The organism is Brevibacterium salitolerans, from assembly GCF_039531405.1.
Lineage (GTDB): Bacteria > Actinomycetota > Actinomycetes > Actinomycetales > Brevibacteriaceae > Brevibacterium > Brevibacterium salitolerans.
On the sequence record NZ_BAAAPZ010000007.1, the window covers coordinates 151303 to 173758 of the forward strand.

General features: G+C 71.9%; 19 protein-coding genes. 8 read left to right on the top strand and 11 right to left on the bottom strand.

Annotated features, from left to right (window positions below):
• Nucleotides 1-185 precede the first annotated feature (185 nt).
• A complete protein-coding gene (locus ABD240_RS09805; protein WP_291792718.1) occupies nt 186-1604 on the bottom strand; it encodes an FAD-binding oxidoreductase in 1419 nt (472 codons plus the stop codon).
• Between the two features lie 400 nt (nt 1605-2004).
• Here ABD240_RS09805 and panB point away from each other — a divergent pair, with 400 nt between their 5' ends.
• Nucleotides 2005-2943, top strand: coding sequence for a 3-methyl-2-oxobutanoate hydroxymethyltransferase (gene panB, locus ABD240_RS09810; protein ID WP_291792715.1), 939 nt, complete (start codon nt 2005-2007; stop codon nt 2941-2943).
• Nucleotides 2940-3779 (top strand): pantoate--beta-alanine ligase, encoded by an 840-nt coding sequence (gene panC / locus ABD240_RS09815; protein ID WP_291792712.1) that lies wholly within the window; start codon nt 2940-2942, stop codon nt 3777-3779. Before panB ends, panC begins: the two co-directional genes overlap by 4 nt.
• Nucleotides 3780-3942: 163 nt before the next feature.
• Here panC and ABD240_RS09820 read toward each other — a convergent pair whose 3' ends face one another.
• Nucleotides 3943-4218, bottom strand: coding sequence for an AMP-binding enzyme (locus tag ABD240_RS09820; RefSeq protein WP_344337022.1), 276 nt, complete (start codon nt 4216-4218; stop codon nt 3943-3945).
• The gene (locus tag ABD240_RS09825; protein ID WP_344337023.1) at nt 4215-5438 is read right to left on the bottom strand and encodes an AMP-binding protein; all 1224 of its coding nucleotides are present in this window, start codon (nt 5436-5438) and stop codon (nt 4215-4217) included. Before ABD240_RS09825 ends, ABD240_RS09820 begins: the two co-directional genes overlap by 4 nt.
• A gap of 232 nt (nt 5439-5670) precedes the next feature.
• Here ABD240_RS09825 and ABD240_RS09830 point away from each other — a divergent pair, with 232 nt between their 5' ends.
• On the top strand, nt 5671-6435 hold the full coding sequence (locus ABD240_RS09830) for a GH25 family lysozyme (RefSeq protein ID WP_344337024.1): 765 nt from the start codon (nt 5671-5673) through the stop codon (nt 6433-6435).
• Between the two features lie 49 nt (nt 6436-6484).
• Nucleotides 6485-7072 carry an isochorismatase family protein gene (locus tag ABD240_RS09835; protein ID WP_344337025.1) on the top strand — a complete coding sequence of 196 codons (588 nt, stop codon included), beginning with the start codon at nt 6485-6487 and terminating at the stop codon, nt 7070-7072.
• 123 nt (nt 7073-7195) lie between these two features.
• Here ABD240_RS09835 and ABD240_RS09840 read toward each other — a convergent pair whose 3' ends face one another.
• Nucleotides 7196-8554 (bottom strand): CaiB/BaiF CoA transferase family protein, encoded by a 1359-nt coding sequence (locus tag ABD240_RS09840; protein ID WP_344337026.1) that lies wholly within the window; start codon nt 8552-8554, stop codon nt 7196-7198.
• A 75-nt stretch (nt 8555-8629) separates the two neighbouring features.
• On the opposite strand from ABD240_RS09840, the gene ABD240_RS09845 reads away from it, so the two are divergent.
• Nucleotides 8630-9106 carry an acyl-CoA thioesterase gene (locus ABD240_RS09845; protein ID WP_291792696.1) on the top strand — a complete coding sequence of 159 codons (477 nt, stop codon included), beginning with the start codon at nt 8630-8632 and terminating at the stop codon, nt 9104-9106.
• Between the two features lie 4 nt (nt 9107-9110).
• Here ABD240_RS09845 and ABD240_RS09850 read toward each other — a convergent pair whose 3' ends face one another.
• Nucleotides 9111-10580 carry an amidase gene (locus tag ABD240_RS09850; protein WP_291792693.1) on the bottom strand — a complete coding sequence of 490 codons (1470 nt, stop codon included), beginning with the start codon at nt 10578-10580 and terminating at the stop codon, nt 9111-9113.
• Between the two features lie 94 nt (nt 10581-10674).
• On the opposite strand from ABD240_RS09850, the gene ABD240_RS09855 reads away from it, so the two are divergent.
• The 3 genes from ABD240_RS09855 (at nt 10675) to ABD240_RS09865 (ending at nt 14203) form a co-directional block, all read left to right on the top strand.
• On the top strand, nt 10675-12372 hold the full coding sequence (locus ABD240_RS09855; RefSeq protein WP_291792690.1) for an HAD domain-containing protein: 1698 nt from the start codon (nt 10675-10677) through the stop codon (nt 12370-12372).
• A gap of 138 nt (nt 12373-12510) precedes the next feature.
• Complete coding sequence (locus ABD240_RS09860; protein ID WP_344337027.1) at nt 12511-13338, top strand: DUF308 domain-containing protein; 828 nt, start codon at nt 12511-12513, stop codon at nt 13336-13338.
• A 286-nt stretch (nt 13339-13624) separates the two neighbouring features.
• Nucleotides 13625-14203, top strand: a complete 579-nt coding sequence (locus ABD240_RS09865) for an HdeD family acid-resistance protein (protein WP_344337028.1) — start codon at nt 13625-13627, stop codon at nt 14201-14203.
• Nucleotides 14204-14287: 84 nt separating this feature from the next.
• Here the strand turns inward: ABD240_RS09865 and ABD240_RS09870 are convergent, their stop codons facing one another.
• The 6 genes from ABD240_RS09870 to hutH form a co-directional block, all read right to left on the bottom strand.
• The gene (locus ABD240_RS09870) at nt 14288-15364 is read right to left on the bottom strand and encodes a phosphotransferase family protein (protein ID WP_344337029.1); all 1077 of its coding nucleotides are present in this window, start codon (nt 15362-15364) and stop codon (nt 14288-14290) included.
• Nucleotides 15361-16635 carry an acyl-CoA dehydrogenase family protein gene (locus tag ABD240_RS09875; protein WP_344337030.1) on the bottom strand — a complete coding sequence of 425 codons (1275 nt, stop codon included), beginning with the start codon at nt 16633-16635 and terminating at the stop codon, nt 15361-15363. Before ABD240_RS09875 ends, ABD240_RS09870 begins: the two co-directional genes overlap by 4 nt.
• Before the next feature lie 179 nt (nt 16636-16814).
• Nucleotides 16815-17630: an IclR family transcriptional regulator gene (locus tag ABD240_RS09880; protein WP_291792675.1), complete on the bottom strand. Its 816-nt coding sequence runs from the start codon at nt 17628-17630 to the stop codon at nt 16815-16817.
• Between the two features lie 92 nt (nt 17631-17722).
• Complete coding sequence (locus ABD240_RS09885) at nt 17723-19387, bottom strand: amidohydrolase family protein (protein ID WP_344337031.1); 1665 nt, start codon at nt 19385-19387, stop codon at nt 17723-17725.
• Nucleotides 19384-20610, bottom strand: a complete 1227-nt coding sequence (locus tag ABD240_RS09890) for an allantoate amidohydrolase (RefSeq protein WP_344337032.1) — start codon at nt 20608-20610, stop codon at nt 19384-19386. Before ABD240_RS09890 ends, ABD240_RS09885 begins: the two co-directional genes overlap by 4 nt.
• 119 nt (nt 20611-20729) lie before the next feature.
• A complete protein-coding gene (gene hutH / locus ABD240_RS09895) occupies nt 20730-22367 on the bottom strand; it encodes a histidine ammonia-lyase (protein WP_344337033.1) in 1638 nt (545 codons plus the stop codon).
• Between the last annotated feature and the right edge of the window lie 89 nt (nt 22368-22456).

The window sequence follows — 22456 nt, forward strand, 5'->3', positions numbered from 1 at the left end:
GCTACCGCGCTGCATCCGCCCCGGCACCGGTACAGCGGAGGCGCCCATCGCCGCGGTGCGCAAGCACCGGGGCGAGTAGACGCCGAGGCCGGGAGGACCCAGTGCCACGGCAGGTGCACGCCGGGGCTTTCACCGCTGCGGGAGGCCGGCGCTGCCATCGCTGCACCGGCCTCCCGCATGGCGAACTATTTCCCCGGCATCCCTATGCCCAGGACGCCGGGGTTCATGATCCCAGCGGGGTCGAGCCTCCCTTTGACCGCTTGCAGACCGGCCGCGTAGAGGTCCGGCCGCTGCTGCGCGTACCACGGTGCGTGGTCTCGCCCCACGGCATGGTGATGCGTGATCGTGCCTCCGGCGCTGATGATGGCCTCGGAGACGGCAGCTTTGATCTCGTCCCACTGTGCCAGCAGACCGTCCCACCGGCCAGGCGCGCGCACACCGTAGTAGGGCGCGGGGCCGTCGGGATACACATGCGTGAACCGACAGGACACGGTGCCCCCGCCGCAGATATCGTTCAGCGCACCCTGCACTGCGGTGGTCACTGCTGCGTGGAACTCCTCGAAAGCATCCCATGTACAGGCGGTCTCGAAGGTCTCGGCTATGATGGACCGCTGCGCGAGAGCATCACGCCAATAGGGCATGCGCAGGAATGCTGACCGCCAGGCTCCCGCCGCGCCACCGGAGGATGCTCCCGCCGCATCGCGGCGTGTCCGATCCTGCACCCGGCCCCCGTGATCACTCACGATCTCCGTCGCGCGCTCGATCCATGCGTCAACCGGATGATCTGCGGATTCGAAGGCAAGAACCAGAATGCCGCCGCCTGACTCCATACCAGCGCTGCCTCGAGCTTCATTGGGGTCGAGCAGACGACAGTTCGTCGGATACAGACCCGCCTGAGCGATCGCCCGAGTGGCTGCGACTGCCTCAGTGTAGGAGTCGAACAGCACGGACGCCGTGGTCTGGTATACAGGCCGGTCCTGCAACCGCATCCACGCCTCGGTGATGATCCCCAGGGAACCTTCTGAGCCGAGGAAGAGGCGATCCGGTGACGGACCTGCACCAGAACCGGGCAGCCGTCGGGATTCGCTGACCCCCTGCGGGGTGACAACCCGCATCGACTCGGTGAGATCGTCGATGTGGGTGTACAGCGTGGCAAAGTGACCGCCGGCCCTGGTCGCCAGCCAGCCCCCCAGGGTGGAATAGGCGAACGACTGCGGATAATGACGCAGCGTCAGCCCGTGAGGCCGCAGCTGGTCCTCCAGGGCGGGGCCATAGACCCCCGCCTGGATTCTGGCCGCACGGCTGGTGCGGTCGATCTCGAGTACCTGGTCGAACAGCTCCATATCGATCGAGATCGCAGGGCCGCTGAAACGTGCTTCGGTACCACCAACGACAGAGCTCCCGCCGCCATAGGGGATCGCGGCTACCTGCTCCTGGGAGCACCAGTCGAGGATGTCGGCAAGATCTGTTTCAGACGTAGGGCGCACTACCCAGTCCGGTGCTGCGGACAGGTCTCCTCTAAGATTTCGCACCACGTCACGGAACGCCTTTCCGTGGGTGTGCCCGGCTCGGTCGACCGGATCAGCGCCGAACAGCGCGCTCAACGCCGCAGGCGGCTGCACACGCGGCGCGGGGAGGTTCAGGTGACGGGGATCAGGTGGTGCGTGGACTCTCGCATCATGCCCCGGGTCGCTGGCTGCGAGGCTTCGCTCAAGCTCTTCCGTCTCCTGTGACGAAAGCGCCTCGCTCACCTTCCCCCACCCCCACCAGGATCGCTCACCAGCAGGTTCGCGTCGTTGTCGAGTCATGACGGAATACTACCGGCGGGCCACCCAGCTGGGAAGAACCCGAAATGCAGGGCCCGCGGGCCCTGCAGTGGCGCGGCCCTTTTCCGCCCTCACCACTTTCCGTCTCCACCACCGAGACCAGGGTGAATGTGCCCTCCGCCACAGGGACAATGGGAACCGGTCCAGCCCCAGAGTCCTGTCGACGAAGAGGAAGTCCATGTCCGCTGCCCCGCACCCGCACACCGCTGAAGAGACCCCGCCCTACGGCTCCGGCCCGCCTGCTGCCGAAGGAGCCGCCGCAGGCACGAGCGCAGGACCGGACGCGCCGTCTCAGCCCGCCCCTACGGACCGGCGGCCCCCGCGGCGGGTGCGGACGCTCGACCTGCTCCAGGCGAAGGCCGAGGGACGCAGATGGGCGATGCTCACGAGCTACGACCAGTACACCGCCGCTCTCTTCGAGCAGTCCGGCGTCGAGGCCCTGCTCGTGGGGGATTCCGCGGCCAACAACGTCTACGGCCATGCCACGACGCTGCCCGTGACCGTCGACGAACTCATCCCGCTGGCCCGCGCCGTCGCGCGGGCGACCGCACGGGCGCTCGTCGTCGCGGACCTCCCCTTCGGCAGCTACGAGATCTCCGACGAGCAGGCCGTCGCCTCGGGCGTGCGGTTCATGAAGGAGGCCGAGGTGCACGCCGTCAAACTCGAGGGCGGCACCACGATGGCCTCCCGCATCCGCGCTCTCACCACTGCGGGCATCCCCGTCATGGCGCACATCGGCTTCACCCCGCAGGCCGAGCACAGCCTCGGCGGCTACCGGGTCCAGGGCCGGGGCGAGGCGGCCGAGGCCCTGCTCGCGGATGCGCGCGCCGTCGCCGAGGCCGGCGCATTCGCCGTGGTCATGGAGATGGTCCCGGCGGAACTGGCCGCCCGGGTGACCGCGGAGCTGCCGATCCCGACGGTGGGGATCGGCGCCGGGGCGGACTGCGATGCGCAGGTCCTCGTGTGGCAGGACATGGCGGGGCTGCGGCCGGGCAGGGCACCGCGCTTCGTCAAGCAGTACGCGGACCTGCACGGAGTGCTCTCCGCGGCGGTGCGCGAGTACGTCGACGAGGTGCGCGAGGGCACCTTCCCCGAAGCCGAGCGGAGCTTCGAGTGAGGAGGACAGGCGGCATCGAGGCGCTGCGCGAGTGGCGTGCCGCCCAGACCGGCGCCGTCGCCCTCGTGCCCACGATGGGCGCGCTGCACTCCGGCCACCGGGCCCTCATGGACCGTGCACGGGAATCGGCGGACGCGGTGGTGACGAGCATCTTCGTGAATCCGCTCCAGTTCGGGCCCGGCGAGGACTTCGACCGCTACCCCCGCCCCTTCGAGGACGACCTGCGGCTGTGCGAGAGCGCCGGGGTCGACTTCGTCTTCGCACCCGCACAGGAGGAGATGTACCCCTCCGCGCCCCAGGTGACGGTCTCATCCGGGCGGATGGGGCAGGTCTTCGAGGGGGCGGCCCGGCCGGGGCACTTCGACGGGGTGCTCACGGTCGTGGCGAAGCTCTTCCACCTCGTCCGGCCGGACTCCGCGGTCTTCGGCCTCAAGGACATCCAGCAGTTCTCACTGGTCAAGCGCATGATCGCGGATCTCGACATGGGCATCGAGCTGATCGGCCTGCCCGTCGTCAGAGATGCCGACGGCCTCGCCATGTCCAGCCGGAACCAGTACCTGAGTGCGGCGGACAGGACGGCCGCCCTCGTCATCCCCCGTGCGCTCGCGGCCGGAGCGGCCCGCGCGGAGGCCGGCCCGGCGGCCGTGGAAGCCGCCGCCCGCGAGGTCGTCGCGGCGGCTGCGGAGACGGGCTCCTTCGAGCTCGACTACCTCAGCCTCGTCGAGGCCGCGACCTTCCGCCCCTGCCCGGCAGACTTCCGGGGCCCGGCACTGCTGCTCCTCTCTGCGACGGTCGGAGGCACCCGGCTCATCGACAACCGCCCTGTGGAGTTCTGAGGGACGGGAGAGCCCCGGGAGCGGAGCCCTGAGCGCGCAGCTCCGCGGGGCCACCTCGACTCCGGCAACCGGCACCCTGCCTCCGGTTTCCCACTCTGCAGAGTGGGAAACCGGAGGCAGGGTGCGCACCTCACCGCTCAGGCAGCACCACGCACCCGCGCACTCATGCGAACCGTGCGGCGAGCTCCCGGCGGCGCACCTTGCCCGCCGGATCGCGCAGCGGCTCCGTGTCCGCCAGCACCCGCGTTGGCCGCTTGATCCGGGACAGCAGACCGTCCAGATGCGCCTCGAGATCGGCCGGAACCGCGCCCGAGGCCGTCTGCACGATGAGCGCCGGCCGCTGACCCAGCTCGTCGTCGGCCAGGCCCACGCAGCCGGAGGAGAGGACCGCGGGATGGGATTCGGCGGCGGCCTCGATCTCCGCGGGGTAGACGTTCACCCAACCAACAGGATCATGTCCGAGCGGCGGTCGGAGAGGTAGACGAAGCCGTCCTCGTCCTTCCATCCCATGTCGCCCACCGTCTCCCAGCCGGTTCCGTCGTCCTCGGCCTCGGCTCCCAGGTAACGGTAGGGCTTGGGCTCCTCCGCGCCGCGGCGGACCCAGACCTCACCCACGGTTCCGGGAGCGGCCTCGGCCCCCGTGCTGTCGCGGATGACCATCTCGCCGGAGATCACCCGGCCCACGGAGCCCGGCCGCTCCAGCCAGTCCGCACCGCTGATGGCAGTGGCGGCCTGCCCCTCCGTGGTGCCGAAGACCTCGTAGACGACGTCGGCGCCCAGCCAGCCGATCCATGCGCGCTTGAGCCAGGCGGGGCAGGGTGCGGCGAGGTGGAGCGCGGTGCGCAGGCTGGAGAGGTCGTACCCGGCCTTCACCTCGTCCTCGAGCTTCCAGATCCTCAGCATCATCGTGGGCACCATGTAGATCCAGGTGGCCCGGTGACGGTCGATGAGGCGCAGCGCCTCCTGAGCGTCGAAGCGGTCCATGAGCACTGCCGTGCTGCCGTGGACCAGCGCGGCCAGCGCATTGCTGAACGAGGCGTTGTGGTAGAGCGCCGCCGTGACGAGGCAGACGCCGTCCGCCGGCACGCGCATCGCCGCACCCAGCAGGTGATAGCCCTCCGGCGCCCCGGGGGACGTGGAGACGATGATCTTGGGCGTGCCGGTGGAGCCGCCGGAGGTGGGCGCCTTGAGCGAGGGGCCCACCACGGCCGGGACCGGGTCCGCGGACAGCTCCCGGGCCTCGGTGAGATCCCGCAGCCGAGGTGCGCTCACCTCACGCGCAGTCGTGTCCACCGCCAGCGCCGGCGAGGCCAGTGCGACGAGCCCGTCGAGCTCCGCCTGCGTGAGGCGGTCCGAGACGGGCATGGGGATCGCGCCGAGCTTGAGCGCGGCCACGCTCGCCTCCAGCATGAGGGCGCAGTCCGGGGTGGAGATGAGGACGAAGTCCCCCTCCGCCACGCCGCGGGCCTCGAACAGACGGACGGACTGGTTGGTGCGCGCATCGAGCTGTGCGAACGTCATCTCCGCCTCCGCCGTGATCACCGCGGCCCGGTCGCCGCAACGCTGCGCGAGGTGCGCGAACTGCTCCGTGAAGGAGGGCGCGAGGAAGGGAACGCCCTGCTCCGGGGCCGTCTCTGCCGTACCGGCCGTCTCTGTCATGATCCGCCTTCCCGACACCGCCGTGGGGTCGTAGCTGAGCCTGCTGATCCCGCCCTGCGGGGTCCTCTGCCGTCAGCATGCCAGATCATCGGGGAACGGCCTGCGCCGTCTCGGTGCGCGCGCCGTCTTCCTGACTGCCGGTCACAGCTCCGCCTGGAATGATCCCACGAGACCGGAACAGCGCGATGTGCGAACGTCGCGGTGCGGAGCCGCAGACCTGGGGAGGACCACGATGCGCAGCAGAGCGATGCGGGTGACAGTGACGGCAGCCTCGGCTCTGGTGGTCCTGTGCGTCCTGGGCACACTCGTCTTCACCGGGGTCGTCTGGCCCAACCGCTGGTTCGTCCCCCGCGACTCCGCGGTGGGCGTGGACGTCTCCGCGCACCAGGGGACCATCGACTGGGAGGAGCTCACCGGCTCCACCGTGCAGGGCCGCGGCGACGCGATCTCCTTCGCCGTGCTCAAGGCCACGGAGGGCTCCTCGCACGTGGATGAGCAGTTCGCGGCCAACTGGGCAGGCGCACAGGAGCAGGGCCTTCCCGTGGGCGCGTATCACTTCATGAGCTTCGAGAGCCCCGGGGAGTCCCAGGCCCAGAACGTCATCGACACGGTGCCCGCGGATCCCGGCACGCTGGTCCCCACCGTGGACCTTGAGTTCTACGGCGACTACTTCGACGACCCGCCCTCCGCAGAACTGGTCCACGGCATCCTCGACCCCCTGCTCGAAGGGCTCGAGGAGCACTACGGCGCCCCACCCATGCTCTACCTCACCCGTGAGGCCTATGACCTCTACGTCGCGGACCTCTACCCGGACAATCCCATCTGGTTCCGCTCCGTCACCCTCCCGCCGCGCGTCTCCGACGGCAGGGAGTGGACGATCTGGCAGTACTCGCACCGCGACCGGCTGGACGGCTACGACGGCCGGGAGAGGTACATCGACCTCAATGTGCTCCGCGGCGGGACCGAGGTGCTCGAGGAGCTCACGCTCCCGGAGTGAGAGCGCTGCGGGCATTCCTGAGGCGATCCCGCAGAACTAGACTCGGCACATGACTGCAGCACTCCTCATCGTCGATGTGCAGAACGACTTCACCGAGGGCGGCGCTCTGGGCGTGGACGGCGGCAGCGCTGCCGCCGCTGCGATCACCCGCCACCTGGCCGCGCATGCGCAGGACTACGCGCTCGTCCTCGCCTCCCGGGACTGGCACGACCCGGACAGCGACAACGGCGGCCACTTCGCCTCCGGCGAACCCGACTACGTGACGACCTGGCCCGTGCACTGCGTGGCCGGCACGCCCGGCGCGGAGTACGATCCCGCGCTCAGCACCTCCGCGGTCACGCACCACATCCGCAAGGGTCAGGGCACTCACGGCTACTCCGCGTTCGAGGGCGTCGCCGAGGACGGCAGCACGCTCGCGCAGATCCTCGACGCCCACGGCATCGATCGGCTGGACATCGTGGGCATCGCCACGGACCACTGCGTGCGTGCCTCCGCCCTCGACGCGCTCGAGCACCGGGACCGCCTCGCCCCTCTCACGGAGGTCCGCGTGCTCACCGACCTCGTCGCAGGCGTGGCTCCCGGTCCGTCACAGGCGGCGCTGGAGGAGATCGCGGCCGCGGGCGGAACGCTGGCCTGAGCTTCCGGCGCCGAGGTGCCGGCGCCCGGGTCCGCCGGCACCGCGCCACCCGCAGACGCGCTGTGCCGCCCACTCATAGGTGGGCGGCACAGCGCGTATCCGGGCCCTGCCGGAAGCCGCCGCTCACCCCAGAGCGCCGGTCTCCTTCAGGGCGGCGATCTCGTCGGCGCCGAATCCCGCCGAGGCCAGCACCTCGTCCGTGTGCTCGCCCACCCGGGGAGCACGCCGGGGGCGGACGTAGGGCTCTCCGCCGCCCAGCACCTCGGGAGCGGTGCCCGTGCCCGAGGCCACCTCCGGCCCGCTCTCACCGCGCGCAGGCTCGCCTGGCGTCTGTGCACCCGGCGTCCGCCCCACCGGGCCCGGAGCGGAACCGCCCGCCCAGGCCGCGCCGCCCAGGTCCGCGAAGCGCGGAGCCGGGGCCGGGTGCCGCACACCGTCCTCGTCGCGGTAGAACAGGCCGCGGGCCCGATTGTGCGGGTCCGCCTCCGCCTCCGCCCAGGAGCGGATCTCCACGGTGCAGGCGTCGGAGCCCGCGAACAGCTCCGCGAGCTCCGCCCGCGTCCGGGAGCCCAGCGCCTCCGTGAAGACCGCGCGCTGCGCGGCCCAGTGCTTGGGGTGCCGGTGCTCGTTGCGGGCCATCGCCGGCAGCCGGTCCGCGATGCCCAGCTTCTCCACGAACTCCGCGAAGAACTGCGGCTCGATGCAGCCCACACTCACATATCCGCCGTCCGCAGTGGTGTAGACGTCGTAGAACGGTGCGCCGGAATCCAGCATGTTCTGCCCGCGGCCCTCCTTCCAGACGCCCTGTGCCTCGAAGCCGAACTGCATGGCCCACAGGAGGTTCGCGCCGTCGGCCATCGCCGCATCCACGACGGAGCCGCTGCCGCTCATCCGCGCGCGCAGCAGCGCGGAGACGATGCCGAGCGCCAGCTGCATCCCGCCTCCGCCGAAGTCGCCGGCGAGATTGGCCGGGAACTGCGGCGCCTCGCCCGCCCTGCCCAGCTGGGCGAGCAGGCCGGAGCCGGCGATGTAGTTCATGTCGTGACCGGCCTTGGAGGCATCCGGCCCCGTCTGTCCCCAGCCCGTGATGCGGCCGTAGACCAGCTCCGGCCGCTCCGCGAGCAGATCGGCCGGTCCCAGCCCCATGCGCTCGGCCACGCCCGGCCGGAAGCCCTCGATGACGGCGTCCAGCGAGGGCAGGAGCCGCAGGACGACCTCTCTGCCCGCCTCGCTCTTGAGGTCGAGGACGAGTGAGCGCTTGCCGCGGTCCAGGACGGGGCTCACGGTGCCGATCGCGGCCGCCGTCTGGCCCGCCGCCTGTGCCCGTGCGGCCGCCTCGGCCTCCTGCGGACGGTGCACCCGGATGACCTCTGCGCCCAGGTCCGCGAGGACCATCGCGGCGAACGGGCCGGGGCCGATGCCGCCCAGGTCGAGTATGCGGATCCCGTCCAGAGGGCGGGGTGGGACGGCGGCTGCGGACACCTCAGGCTCCTTCGTCTGATGGAGGGTTCAGCGCGGCGCTCACACGCTTGCCGAACGATTGCTAAGTTTGAGCCTATGTCCGCAGACCCCGCACCGTCCACCAACGCCGGAGGCCCCATGAGCATCTTCCCCGCATTCGTCGCCCGCCCGCAGATCCGCTGGTCCGACCAGGACATCCTGGGGCATGTGAACAACGCCATGATCGTCACGCTCGTGGAGCAGGCCCGCATCGACTGGCTCAACACCATGCGGGACCGGGACGCGATCAACCGCCCCAAGCTCGTGGCGCGCGTGGAGCTCAACTACCGGGCGCCGGTGCACCACGGCCCGGAGCTGCGGATCGAGCTGGGGATCGGCCGCGTGGGGACGTCCTCGTTCTCCATCACCAACCGCGGCATCCAGAACGGCACGCTCGTGTTCGAGGGTCTCAATGTGCTCGTCGTGCTCGACCGCGAGACGGGGAAGCCGGCACCCATCTCCGAGGCCGACCGCGCGTTCCTCCGCCAGTTCGGCACCTTCGATCCGGAGAACCCCGCCGCCGGCATCGAGTGATGCCTCACCCCACCTGGGGCATGGCGGGGAACGGGAGCAGCTCCTCGATCGCCGCACCCACCCGGAAGACGCTCGCGTCCTCGTACGGGTGACCGACGATCTGCACGCCCACCGGCACCCCCGTGCGCCCCAGCCCGGAGGGCACGGCGAGCACGGGCAGCCGGTTGGCGATGTTGAACGGCAGCGTCATGTGCGCCCGCCAGTAGAAGTCCTCGTGCCCGCTGGGCCGGGCGATCCCGTCGAGGTACATGTTGCCGGCCTCCAGCGCAGCCACGGCGGAGGTGGGTGTGAGCATGACGTCGAGGCCGGACATGGCGTGGGCGATGGCGCGCTGCACCGCGTTCTCGTACATGAGGCCGTCCACGGCCGTGTAGCGCCGCGCCCACTCCGTGGCCCGCTCCACGAACACCCGCGAATACGGTTCGAGGCTGTCGAGGTCTCCGCCGGCCAGCCGGCGCATGTTGCCGGTGAGCAGGTGGCCGAAGTGCACCATCGCGGCGTTGTCGATGTCGTCGAGGCTGAGCCCCGGATCCACCTCGACGATCTCCGCCCCCGCGGAGGCGAGCGCGGACACCACGGCCTCGAACCCCTCGAGCACGTCCTGGTCCACCTCGTAGCAGCCGAGGTCGCGGCTGATGCCCACCGTCAGACCGTGGACCGCCGCCGCGCCCGGCAGGGACGTGGGCACGGGCGACTCACCGGTGGTGAGCGGCACGGTGGAGTGGTCCGCCGGGTGGATGCCTGCGATGAGCGTGGTCGCGAACGCGGAGTCCGCCACCGTCCGGGCGAGCATGTGGTCGCCGCGGAAGGTGTCGAGGTTGAGCGGCGGCACCGCCGGCGTGCGCCCGTAGGGGGTCTTGAAGCCCACGAGGCCGCAGAAGGCGGCGGGGATGCGCGTGGACCCGGCGATGTCCGAGGCCGTCGCCAGCGGTGCGTAGCCGGCGGCGAGCGCAGCTGCGGATCCGCCCGAGGAGCCTCCCGGCGTGTGCGCGCGGCTGTAGGGGTTCCGGGTGATGCCCCATTCCGCGGTCTGGGTGAAGGTGGCGCAGGAGAGCTCCGGTGTGGTGGTCCGGCCGAACAGCGCCGCACCGGCGGCGCGCAGCCGCGCCACGATGGGATGGTCGGCCCCCGCGGAGCTGCCCGCCAGTGCGGCCGAACCTCGGGTGGCGGAGCGTCCCCTCACATCGTGCTGCTCCTTGACGAGCATGGGCAGGCCGAGCGCGGGCGGCAGCTCGGCCAGGGCCTCGGGGTCCCCGTCCGCCCGGTCATAGGCGCGCTCGGCCTCGCGGGCCACCGCGCGGGCCTCCTCCGCGAAGAGATCGACCACGGCGTTGATCGGCCCCTCTCCCACCGCGACGGCGTCCACCGTCTCGACCCGGGCGAGGAGGGCGTCGAGGTGCTCCACCGGCGAGAGCTCGCAGGAGCGGTAGGCGGAGAGGGCGTCCAGGGCGGAGAGGTGAGTCAGGTCACTCATGCCGCCAGTGTGTCATGTTCGCCCGCGCTTGTTGAGCCCGCCGTCCCACCGAGCCCGCCGCCCCACCGCCGGTGAGGTCGCTACCCTGGTAGACGTGGACGAAGCAGAGGACGGAGCGCTCGACCGCCACGCGACGGTCTTCCTCGACGTGGACGGCGTTCTCAACTCGTACCCCGTCCGCGGTCTGCGGTACTACCGGGAGGGCCGCCGCACGGCGCACGCCTGGCGCTTCGCCCTGCACTACCGGCCCGCCATCGTCCGTGCGCTGGAGCGTGTGATGCGCACGCGCGAGGCCACCCTCGTCTGGCTCTCCACCTGGTCGCACCGGTGCACGGAGGAGCTCGAACCGGCCCTGGGCTTCCGCGACACCCATCCCGTCGTCCCCATGCCGGACGACTCCTACAACCGCTACGCGGGAGATCCGCACGCGTGGTGGAAGGCCCGTCACGTCGCCGCTTGGCTGGACGAGGACCCGCGCAGGCGCGCCGTCTGGGTGGACGACGACCTCGCCTCTCCCCGCACGCACGCCTACTTCGCGCAGCGCTATCCGGACCGGCTCCTCATGATCGTCCCGGAGTTCGCCCGCGGCCTCACGGAGAGCCACCTGCGCACCCTCCGCCGCTTCCTCTCACCCCGCCGGCGCAGCAGGAGCCGCACACTCGAAGGCAGGAGGAGACTGCTCACCCGCATGAAGACAGAGAAGAGCACGACAGTGAAGACCTCGGCGCAGGAGAGTTCGGTGCAGGAGAGCGCAGCACGGGCGGACGCGGCCCGCCCGCCGCGGGTGGGCCTGCTCGACTCCGGCCTCGGCCTCGTGGGGTTCGCCGATGCGATCCTCACACAGGCTCCGGACGCCGAGCTGATCCTCGCGATGGATCCCGACAACATGCCCTACGGGAGCCTCACCCCGGAGCGTCTGCGCGAGGTCGCGGAGAACTCCGCGCACCGGCTCGCGGCGTGGGAGCCGGATGCGATCGTAGTGGCCTGCAATACCGCCAGCGTCCACGCCCTCGAACACCTCCGCAGTGTCTTCGAGCCCCGCATCCCCGTCATCGGGACGGTGCCGGCGGTGAAGACGGCCGCCGCACGGCGCGCGCCCTTCGCAGTCTGGGCCACGACCGCGACGACGGGCAGCGAGTACCAGCGCAGGCTCATCGACGCCTTCGCCGGCGGGCTGCCCGTGACCCGGGTGGCCGCGGCAGGCCTGGCGGAGGCCATCGAGTCCGGTGAGGAAGAACGGATCCGGGAGGCCGTCGCCGAGGCTGCGGCGCAGACCCCGGAGGACGTCACCTCGGTGGTGCTGGGATGCACGCACTACGGCCTCGTGGGCGAGCGCATCGCACAGGCCCTGTGCGAGTCCGTGGGACACGAGGTGGAACTGCTCGACTCACCGCAGGCAGTCGCCGCGCAGACGCTGCGCAGAGTGGCCGCCCACCGCCGGCAGCGTGCGGAGGAGAGGGACGCCGCCACAGTGGATGCGGCACACGCGGATGCCGCGACGAACACGGCCGAGGCGGCGGCCGGGATGGCCAGGGCGACCACGGCGGCCGCAGCGGCCGGGAGCACCTCGGAGACCGGCTCCGGCGGGAGGAGCGGCGCGACCCGCTCGAGCGGAACGGCCGGCGGCCGCGTCCTCGCCACGTATCTGTCCGGACGGCGCGCTCCGCTCCCCCGGGTGCTCGGCATGTACGCGGCCGGCAGGAGGCTTCTCGCGCACGAGGTGCAGGACGCCTCGGCAGGGGCCGGCGCCTCAACAGGGGCGGACGCCTCCGCGCATGCGACCGACGAGTGATTCCGCGTTCGCCCGGCGGGAACGAGCCCGGCTCCACGCGCGGACCGCCGTGCCGGTTCGTCACCGCTCACCGGGAGGACGAAGCGAGGCCTGCGTCTCCGGCAAGCGCCTGCGAGGCAGGTGCGAGACAATGGGGGCATGAACTCCACGCCCGCGCACCGCTCCCCCGGCCCTGACGACAACGGCGAGCACCGCATCGGCGGCGAGGACGCCCGCGTCGTGCCCAACCCCTTCGAGGTGCTGCGTTCGCGCGTGCGGACGGGACTCATGATCCAAGGCGGCCTCGCCGTCCTCGCGGGACTGCTGTTCCTCTTCTGGCCCATCGACAGCGCGGTGGTCCTCGTCCGCGTGTTCGCCGCGTGGCTGCTGCTCAGCGCTGCGGCCTCTGCGGTGCTCGCCCTCGTCCGGAGGCGCAGGGGCGTGGCCGGCGCGCTCCTCCCGGCGCTCCTGGGCCTTGCGCTGTTCCTGGTGCCCGAGGCCGCGGGCGCGGTCGTGGTCTTCGTCGTCGCCTTCGTCTCCCTGCTGGTGGGGAGCACGGCGATCGCCGCGTCCTTCGGCCTCCGGCGCGCAGGCGTGTCCGCATGGTGGGCGGGCGTGCTGGCCGGAGCCGCCGCTGTGGTCTACGGCTTCCTGCTGCTGCTCAATCCGACCGCCGGGCTCACGGGGCTGCTGTGGGTGCTGGGCATCGTGCTCGTGGTGATCGGCGGGGCCATGCTGGTGCTGGGGTGGAAGATCGGCCGCATGGAGGTGCGGTCAGCAGGGTTCGGCGGCGGCTACCCCGGCTTCGGCGCGGGCGGCTTCCCCGGCCCGAGCGCAACTGGCGGTCCCGGCGGCGGGTGGCCGGGCGGACCACGTGCGCCAGGGACTCCGGGCGGACCGAGCGCAGCCGGCGAACCGGGAAGCAGTGGAGGCACGCACGGACGCCGCGGGGATGACGACGACGTCATCCCCGGCGAGGAGGTCTGAGCGCCTCCCCACACACCGCCCGGCGGCTTTGCCACCCACGTACATGTGGGTGGGAAGGACATTTACTGGGCACCGCTGCACAGCGGGTTCGCGAAAGCGCTCGGGCGCCGAATGCATGTGGGCGGCCAAGCGGACATTCGGGCCCCGCACGTGGTCACCGGGGCCCGCACGTGGAGGGCTCTGCACGGCCGAGCAACGTGTTCCACCAGACACGCATCACCCCCTGTCGCACGCCCCGGATCGGAGTAGCGTGGAGGCCACAGGAACTTCCCACGGAGAGGGCACCATGATGTCGACACCATCGGATCAGCAGGCACAGACCCCGGGCTTCGACTGGGACAGGCTGCGCAGCGGCGCCCGTACGGCCCTCATCGTCCAGGGGGTGCTCAGCCTCCTCATGGGCCTGGCCTTCCTGTTCATGCCGTTCGCCTCCGTCTGGGCGTTCGGCATCGTCTTCGGAGCATGGACGCTCGTCACCGGCGCCGCCACGATCGTCAGCTGGTTCACCCGCGACAAGGAGCACCGCAGCGGCTGGGCGCTGTTCTCCGGGATCGTCTCCGTGCTCGCCGGCAGCGCCGTCATGGTGATGCCGCAGGCCGCCGCCATCGCCGTCGTGTACATCATGGCGTTCTGGGCGATCCTGCTGGGCATCCTCTACGCCGTGAACTCCTTCGAGCTCCGGAAACTGGGCGCCCGCTTCTGGTGGGGCGTCCTCCTCTCCGGCATCCTCGCCGTCGTGCTGGGCTTCATCATGCTGTTCAACACGGGTGCGGCCGTCCTCGGACTCATCTGGCTGATCGGCATCTACGCGATCGTCGACGGCATCGCGGAGATCGTGATCGGCGTGCGCATGCGGCGCCGCTGAGGCGCCCCCGCACACCGGAAAACGGCTTTGCCGCCCACGTACAGGTGGGCGGCAAAGCCGTCTTCCGGGTTCTGCGCCGCAGGCTCAGCTGCCCACACCTTCGCCGTCCATGACGCGCAGCGCCTGGTCGAAGAGGGACACCGTGCGTGCATGCAGCCGCTCGCCCACGGACTCCGGCACGAGACCGGCGCTCGCACGCGCCTGCGAACCCTCGAGGATCGCGCCGAACCGGAAGCACGCGAGCACGTGGAAGTAGTCCACCGCCTCCACATCGTGACGGCTGACCTCCGCATACGCCTCGACCATCTCCGCGTTCGTGGGTGCGCCGGACGGTGTGAGGCCGTCCCGCGAGGCGAGCAGGTGCCCAAGATCCAGCAGCGGATCGCCCAGGGTGCTCAGCTCCCAGTCCACGAGCGCCGCGACCTCCGGCACCTCGTGCGAGAAGAGCACATTGCCGGCATGGCAGTCACCGTGGACGATGCCCGCGCGCTCGGCGGACGGCAGGCGCTCTGCGAGCCATCGCGGGATCTCCTCCACGCCGGGATGGTCCAGACCGGGCCAGGTCTCGAAGGAGCGGTAGCTCTCCAGCTGTCCCGTCCACCGCCCGGGCTGGCGGGCGAGCCAGCCCTCAGGCTTCCCGAAGCCCTCGAGGCCCACCGCGAACGGATCGACGTCGCCCAGCCGGGCCACCGCCCGCGCATGGGAGAGTCCCATGGCGTGCTGCCATGCCTCGTCCGCGGCGACGGCCTCGGGCACCTCGGAGACGCCGTTGAACCCGTCGACGGCCTCCATGACGAAGAACGCATTGCCCAGCACGTCCAGGTCCTCACACGCCGCGACGAAGCCGGGGTGCGGCACCCCGGAGCCGGTGAGCGCGGCGAGCACCCTCGCCTCCCGCAGCATCACCGCGTCCGAGTTCTTCCGCTTGTTCACGGGCGGGCCTCGGTAGATGAGGCGCCGCGCGGACTCCCCGGACGCGGGCTCCCAGGTGAAGCCGAGCAGCACGTTCTGCGTCCCGCCCGTGAGGAACCGCTCCTCACGGATGGCGCCCGGCCCCAGACGACCGCTCAGCCACTCCTGGAGAGCAGCGGTGTCCAGCCCCGCGGCACGGGCATGTGCGGCAGCGGCCCCGGCATCGGTGTGCGCTCCTTCGACGCTCATCCCTCCGAGGCCTCCAGCAGTGCGGCGAACTTCCGTGCGGCGGCCTCACGGCGCGTGGGAATGTGCTCCGTGGGCACCTCGACCGGCGTGAAGTCCCGCAGTGTGCGGCGCGCGACCGTGACCTTGTGGACCTCGTCCGGCCCGTCGTAGATGCGTGCGGCGCGGGCGTCCCGGTACATCTCCTCCAGCGGCAGGTCTCCGGTGATGCCCAGGGAGCCGTGCACCTGGATGGCCCGATCGATGACGTTGTAGAGCACCTGCGCGCCCCAGAACTTGATGAGTGCGATGTCCGTCAGCGCCGCCTTCGTCCCGCCCTGGTCCATCTTCCACGCCGCCTGCAGAGTGAGGAGGCGTGCGGCCTCCATCTCCGCCTTGGAGGTGGCGATGAAGTCCTGCATCATCTGCTTGTCCGCGAGCACGCCGTCCTTCACGTGACGGGAGACGACGCGCTCGCACATGATGTCGAACGCACGCTGCGCCTGCCCCAGCCAGCGCATGGCGTGATGGATGCGGCCGGGCCCGAGGCGCTTCTGGGCGAGCACGAACCCGTCGCCCTCCCGGCCGATGAGGTGGCTGGCCGGCACCCGCACGTCCTCGTACAGGATCTCCGCGTGGCCCTTGTCCCCGGCCGAGTGCGCGCCTCCCATCACGGGGATGTCGCGCAGGACGTTGACGCCCGGGGTGTCCCTGTCCACGAGGATCATGGAGGCCCGCTTGTGCGGCTCCGCCTCCGGGTCCGTCACGACCATGACGATGAAGAAGTCCGCGTGGGAGCCGTTCGAGGAGAACCACTTGTGGCCGTTGATGACGTATTCGTCGCCGTCGCGCACGGCGCGGGTGGTGAGCCGGGTGGGGTCCGCACCGGCACCGGGCTCCGTCATCGAGAAGCAGCTGCGGAGCTCGCCTGCCAGCAGCGGCTTCATCCAGCGCTCCTTCTGGAACTCGTTTCCGCCGATCGCCAGCAGCTCCGCGTTCCCGGAGTCCGGTGCGTTGTTGCCGAAGATGGGCGGGGCGAGGCGGGAGCGGCCCAGGATCTCGTGCATGAGGCCCAGCTTGAGCTGGCCGAACCCTCCGCCGCCGAGCTCGGGCGGGAGGTGTGCGGCCCACAGACCCTGCTCCTTCACCTGCGCCTTGAGCCCTGCGGTCACCGTGGCGGACGCCTCCGGGTCCAGGTCCGCCACCTCGAGCGGGAGGATCTCCTCGCGCACGAAGTCGCGCATCCACTGCAGCTTCGCTTCGAATTCCGGTTCCGTGCTGAAGTCCCAGGCCATCGTTCTCCCCTTCGAGAATCAGGTGTGAGCGCACACGCTTCCGGCGCCTGCCGCCGTGCGCGCGTCTGAGCAATCGTTCGTTCGACGCTAGCACGGAGGGACCGGAGCAGGAAGCAGGACCGGCACGAGAAGCGGAGCCGCTGCAGGAGGCAGGACCGGCGCAGGAGGCAGGACCGCTGCTACGCCAGCTGCGCGCTGAGCGACTCCGCCGCCCGGCGGACGGCTGCGGCGATCTGCGCGGTCCCAGTGGGAGCGGTCGCCTCTGCAGCCCCCGCACCACCCGCGTTGGAAGCCCTCGCCCCGGAACCGTCCGCGGGAGCCTCCTCCTCCGCCATCGCCACGCTCACGCCCAGCGCGGCGATGGGCCGCTCCATCACGTCGAAGACCGGCGCGGCGACCGTCCGCACGCCCGGTGTGACCTCCCCGGTCTCCTCCGCCCAGCCGCGGCGGCGTGTGAGGGAGAGCTCAGCGCTCAGCTGCGAGTACGTGCGCGGCCCGCGCCCGGTCCGGTTCACGAAGGTGGTCTCCGCCTGCAGGATCGCCAGCAGATCGCGTTTGGGCAGGTGCGCCATGATGGCCCGCCCCGTCGCGGTGAGGTACCCCGGCATGGTGATGCCCGAGGCGGTGATGACGGCGACGGACTCCACCGCCTGCTCCTTGAGCAGGTACACCGTCTCCCAGCCGCGCAGCACTGCGAGCTGGGCGGTCGCACCGGTCTGCTCCGCGAGCGCGCGCACGAGCGGTGCCGCGAGCCGCTGCAGGGGGTTGGTCCGCAGGTAGGACGCGCTGAGCTCCTGCACACCCGCGCCCAGCACGTAGCCGGAATCGGCGTGGTAGACCATGCCCAGCTCCTCGAGCACGCCCAGCAGGTCGTAGACGGTGGAGCGCGGCAGGCCCAGGGTGCGGACGAGTGCGCCTGCGCTCACAGGACGGTTCGACCCGGACAGGTGGCGGAGGATCGCCACGCCGCGCCGCAGTGCGGGCACCTCAGCCATCCGCGCTGCCCCTTCCCCTCGTCGTCACACCGTCTGCCGCCCCCGCCGGGGCCGTCCGCTCTGAGCCGCATGCGGCCGCAGCGAGCTGCGGCTCAGAGATCCAGCGCCGCATATGCCTCGCGGTACAGTTCGCCGATGTCCCCCAGCTGCGCATGCACACCGTCGCGCACGCGCACCTGCCCCGCGGTGACGACGGTGCGGACATCCGCCGAGGTGCCGGTGAGCACCATCTGCTCGTCCACCGAGCCGTACGTCCGGGGACTGTGCGGGTCCACCGCGATGAGGTCGCACACGCTGCCCACTGCGAGCGTACCCGCCGGGAGCCCGAGGCTGCGGGCACCGCCCGTCGTCATCGCCGCGAGCAGCTGCTCCGGGGAGAAGCGCCCGCGCTGCCCGGAGCGCAGCCGCTCACCGGCCTCCAGCGCCTGGAGCTCGCGCAGGGCGTCGAGCACCACGTGCTGATCGGAGCCGAGGGCGAGTGTCGCACCCGCCTCCGCGAGTTCAAGCGCGGGCCCGATCCCGTCCGCGAGGTCCGCCTCCGTGCACGGGCACATGACCACGGTGGTCCCCGCCTCCCCGAGCAGGGCGATGTCCTCCGGCGTGAGGTGCGTGGCGTGGACGGGCGAGAGGCGCGCATCCACCACTCCCGCGTCCGCGAGCACTCCCGTGGGAGTGCGGCCGTAGGCGGCCAGGCTCGCGGCGTTCTCCGCGGGCTGCTCGGAGAGGTGCACGTGCACGGGACCGTCGAGCTCCGCGAAGCGGGGGATGTCTGCGGCAGGCACGGCGCGCACGGAGTGGATCGCCGCACCCAGAGTGACGAGGCCGGAGGCACCGCCACCGGGAGCACCGCCCGCAGGTGAGCCGGCAGAGGCTTCACCAGCGCTGATACCCTCACCGGACGAGGCAGCACCCCCCGCAGGCCCGCTGGACAGCACGCGTGCGAGGTCCGCATGACGGCGCAGGTACCCGTCGATGTCGCCGTCGCCGAACCGCGCCTGCTCCTCGCTCAGCGGCGTGCCGATGCTGCCGGTGAGGTAGCAGGTGTCGAGCAGGCGCATGCGGATGCCCGCGTCCTCGGCCGCCGCCGCGAGCGCGAGCTCCATGGCATGCGGCTGCTCACCCGGTTCGCCGGCCGGTCCGTCCACTCCCGCACCGGCTGGTGCCGCCCCCACCTGCCGCTCGGCATGCGCCGCACCGTAGGGCTCACCGCCGGGAGCGTGGTGGACGTAGTGGAACTCGCCCACGGAGGTCCAGCCGCCCAGGAGCATCTCCGCGAACACCGCGCGGGCGGCGATCCGGTAGGTCTCCGGGGTGAGCCTGCCGGCGATCCGGTACATCACCTCGCGCCACGTCCAGAACGTGCCGCCGTCGCCGTGCGTGCGCCCGCGCAGCAGGCGGTGGAAGGCGTGTGAGTGCGCGTTCACCCCGCCGGGGAGCACGATGCCGGGCAGGTGCTGGGCCTCGGCCGGAGCCTCGGCGGCGGGGACGTCCGCGCGCACCCGGGTGAGCACGCCCGCGGCATCCGCCTCCAGCAGCACGCCGGCGCGCATCGCGCCGTCCACCCAGGCGCGCTCGCACCAGAAGGCGGACGCTGCAGAGGCCCCACCACCTCCGGCATGCACGCCGGAGGAGTCCGCAGCACCCATCGCTCTCGTTGTGACGGCTGCGGGCCCGGCGGCCTCCGTGGCCGAGGTGGAAGCACCCACCTCCGCGGCTCCGCCCGTTTCTCCTGTCACACCGGGGACCCGCGCGCTCATCGTGCGAGCTCCATCGCCAGGGCGTCGGCGAGCGCCGTGACGCCTGCGCGCGCGTCCTCGTCCTCGCAGGCCTCCTCCGGCGCGTGCGAGACGCCCGTGGGGTTGCGGACGTAGAGCATGGCGGAGGGGACGTGGCCCGCGAGGATGCCCGCATCGTGACCGGCACCGGACGGCAGCAGCGGCGCGCCCGGCAGCAGCCCGCCCAGACGGGCGTTGAACTCGGAGTGGAACTCCGTCGTGGCGGAGTAGGACTCCTGATCGACGGTGGCGGTGACGGCGCGCCCGGCGTATCCGGCCTCGGCGGCGCGCTCGTGGGCGCGGCGGGTGATGTCCGCGAGCACGGCGGCCACCACGTCGTCGTCCGGGTGGCGGATGTCCAGCCAGAAGTCCATCGAGGAGGCGATGACGTTGGTGCCGCCGGGGTGGAGGAGCGTGCGCCCCACCGTCGCCACGGCGCCTGCGTGCCGTGCGGCGATCTCCGGGATGTCGCCGATCAGCCGGGAGGCGGCCACCACCGGGTCCGCGCGATGGGTGAGCGGGGTGGTGCCCGCGTGGTTGCCCTGCCCGGTGAACCGGAAGTGCCAGCGGCCGTGGCCGATGATCGAGGAGCCGATCGCCACCGCGTGCTCCGTGCCCGCGAGTCCCACACCCTGCTCCACGTGGAGCTCGAGGAAGGAGCCGATCCGCCCCAGCCGCGCCTCGTCCCGGCCGGCCCGCGCAGGATCGAGGCCGTAGGCGGAGAGCGCATCCGCGAGAGTGGTCCCCTCCGCGTCCTGGAGCGCGAGCGCCTTCTCCGCGCTCACCGCGCCCGTGAGCAGCCGGGAGCCCAGGCAGGCGAGGCCGAACCGCGAACCCTCCTCCTCCGGGAACACCGCCAGGGCCAGGGGGCGCCGGGCCTGCGCCAGGCGGCCGTCCGCCCGCAGCGCGTCCACGGCGGCCAGGGCCGAGGCGACGCCCAGCGGGCCGTCGAAGGCCCCGCCGCCGGGCACGGAGTCCAGGTGGGAACCGGTGACCACGGCGTTCTCGCCGGGGTCCGTCACCCACGCCCAGGTGATGCCGTTGCCGTCCACCTCCGTGTCCAGTCCGCGGGCGTCCGCCTCCGCGAGGAACCACTCGCGCAGCGTCCGCTCCTCCGGCGAGAAGCCGGGACGGAGGTAGCCGGGGCCGCGAGGGTCACGGCCGATGTCCTCGATCTGGCCGAGGAGGGAGACGACGTCGCTCATGGGAGCGTCCTTTCCGTGGGCGGGTGGGGTGCGTGCGGGTGCTGCTGTGCCGGGCCGGCGGTGCGGAACCGCCGGCCCGGTCTCATGGGTGGGCCGGTGGGCCGGCTCTGCTCAGTGGATCAGCCCTGTGCGGAGGCCGCGCCGGGGGCGGCTCCCCGTGGGGCGTCCGCGCCCGAGGCGAACTCGGGGAGCACGTGCACCAGCGGGCCGGCGGCCTCGGCGGCGGCGAGCACCTGCCCGGAGGCGACCAGGCCGATCGTCTCCTCGAGCTCCGGCGTGAGGAAGCGGTCCGGTCCGGGGCCGGGGACCGTCTGCCGCAGCTGTGCGATGACCGCACCGGTGATGGGCGCCGGGGCGTCCTGGCGGAGATCGATGCCCCGAGCGGCGGTGTAGAGCTCGATGCCGATGACGCGGGCGAAGTTCGCCACCGCAGTGCGCAGCTTGCGGGCCGCACCCCAGCCCATCGAGACATGGTCCTCCTGCATGGCCGAGGATGGGATCGAGTCCACGCTCGCCGGTGCAGCCAGGCGCTTCATCTCCGAGACCAGTCCGGCCTGCGTGTAGTGGGCGATCATGAGACCGGAGTCCACGCCCGCGTCGTCCGCGAGGAACGGCGGGAGGTCCTGGTTGCGCGAGCGGTCGAGGAAGCGGTCCGTGCGGCGCTCCGCCATCGAGGCCACGTCCGCCAGCACGATGGCGAGGAAGTCCAGCGCGTGCGCCAGGGGCGCGCCGTGGAAGTTGCCGTTCGAGGAGACGCTGCCGTCCGGGAGGACGACGGGGTTGTCGATCGCGGCGCGCAGCTCACGGGCGGCGGTCTGCGCGGCGAAGGCCACAGCATCGCGCGCGGCGCCGTGGACCTGCGGGGCGCAGCGCAACGAGTAGGCGTCCTGGACGAGGTGCGTGGAATCGCGGTGGCCGGCGACGATCGCGGAGTCCGCGAGGGCTGAGAGCATGTTCGCGGCGGACTCCGCCTGGCCCGGGTGCGGACGCAGCGGGTGGTGCAGGTCCGGCTGGAAGACGCGGTCCGTGCCCAGCTGGCCCTCGACGCTCATCGCCGCGGACAGATCCGCCGTGGTGAGGATGACGTCGATGTCCGCCAGCGCCATGATGAGCATGCCCAGCATGCCGTCCGTGCCGTTGACCAGCGCCAGCCCCTCCTTCTCGCGCAGCTGGACGGGGGTGATGCCGGCCTCGGCGAGGGCCTGGGCGGCGGGGACGGGCGCGGACGGCGTGCCGTCGGCACCCACCGGGCCGTGCACCTCGCCCTCGCCCATGAGCACGAGCGCGCAGGCGCTCAGCGGGGCGAGGTCGCCGGAGCAGCCCAGCGAGCCGTACTCGCGGACCACCGGGGTGATGCCGGCGTTGAGCAGGGCCACATAGGTCTCGAAGGTCTCAGGCCGCGCGCCCGTGCGACCGGTGGCCAGGGTGCGGGCGCGCAGGAGCATGAGCGCACGCACCACCTCGCGCTCCACCGGCTCGCCCACGCCGGCGGCGTGCGAGCGGATGAGCGACTTCTGCAGCTGGGCGCGCAGATCGTGCGGGATGTGGCGCTGCGCGAGCGCACCGAACCCGGTGGAGACGCCGTAGACGGGCTTCTCCGCGTTGGCCAGCGCGTCGACGGCCTCGCGGGAGGCGGCGACGGAGGCGGCGACGTGGGCGGGGACGGTCACCTGCGCATCGTGGCGGGCGACGGCGACGACGTCGGCGAAGCTCAGCGCCTCCGGGTCGAGGGCGACGGTCTGCTGTGCTGCGGTCATGTGGGACTCCTTCGGGTGCGTGGACGGATGTGGGTGCGGGGCTCCGCGTGGCCGGGGCCGTGCAGGCACTGGCGGCCTCGGCGGGCCCG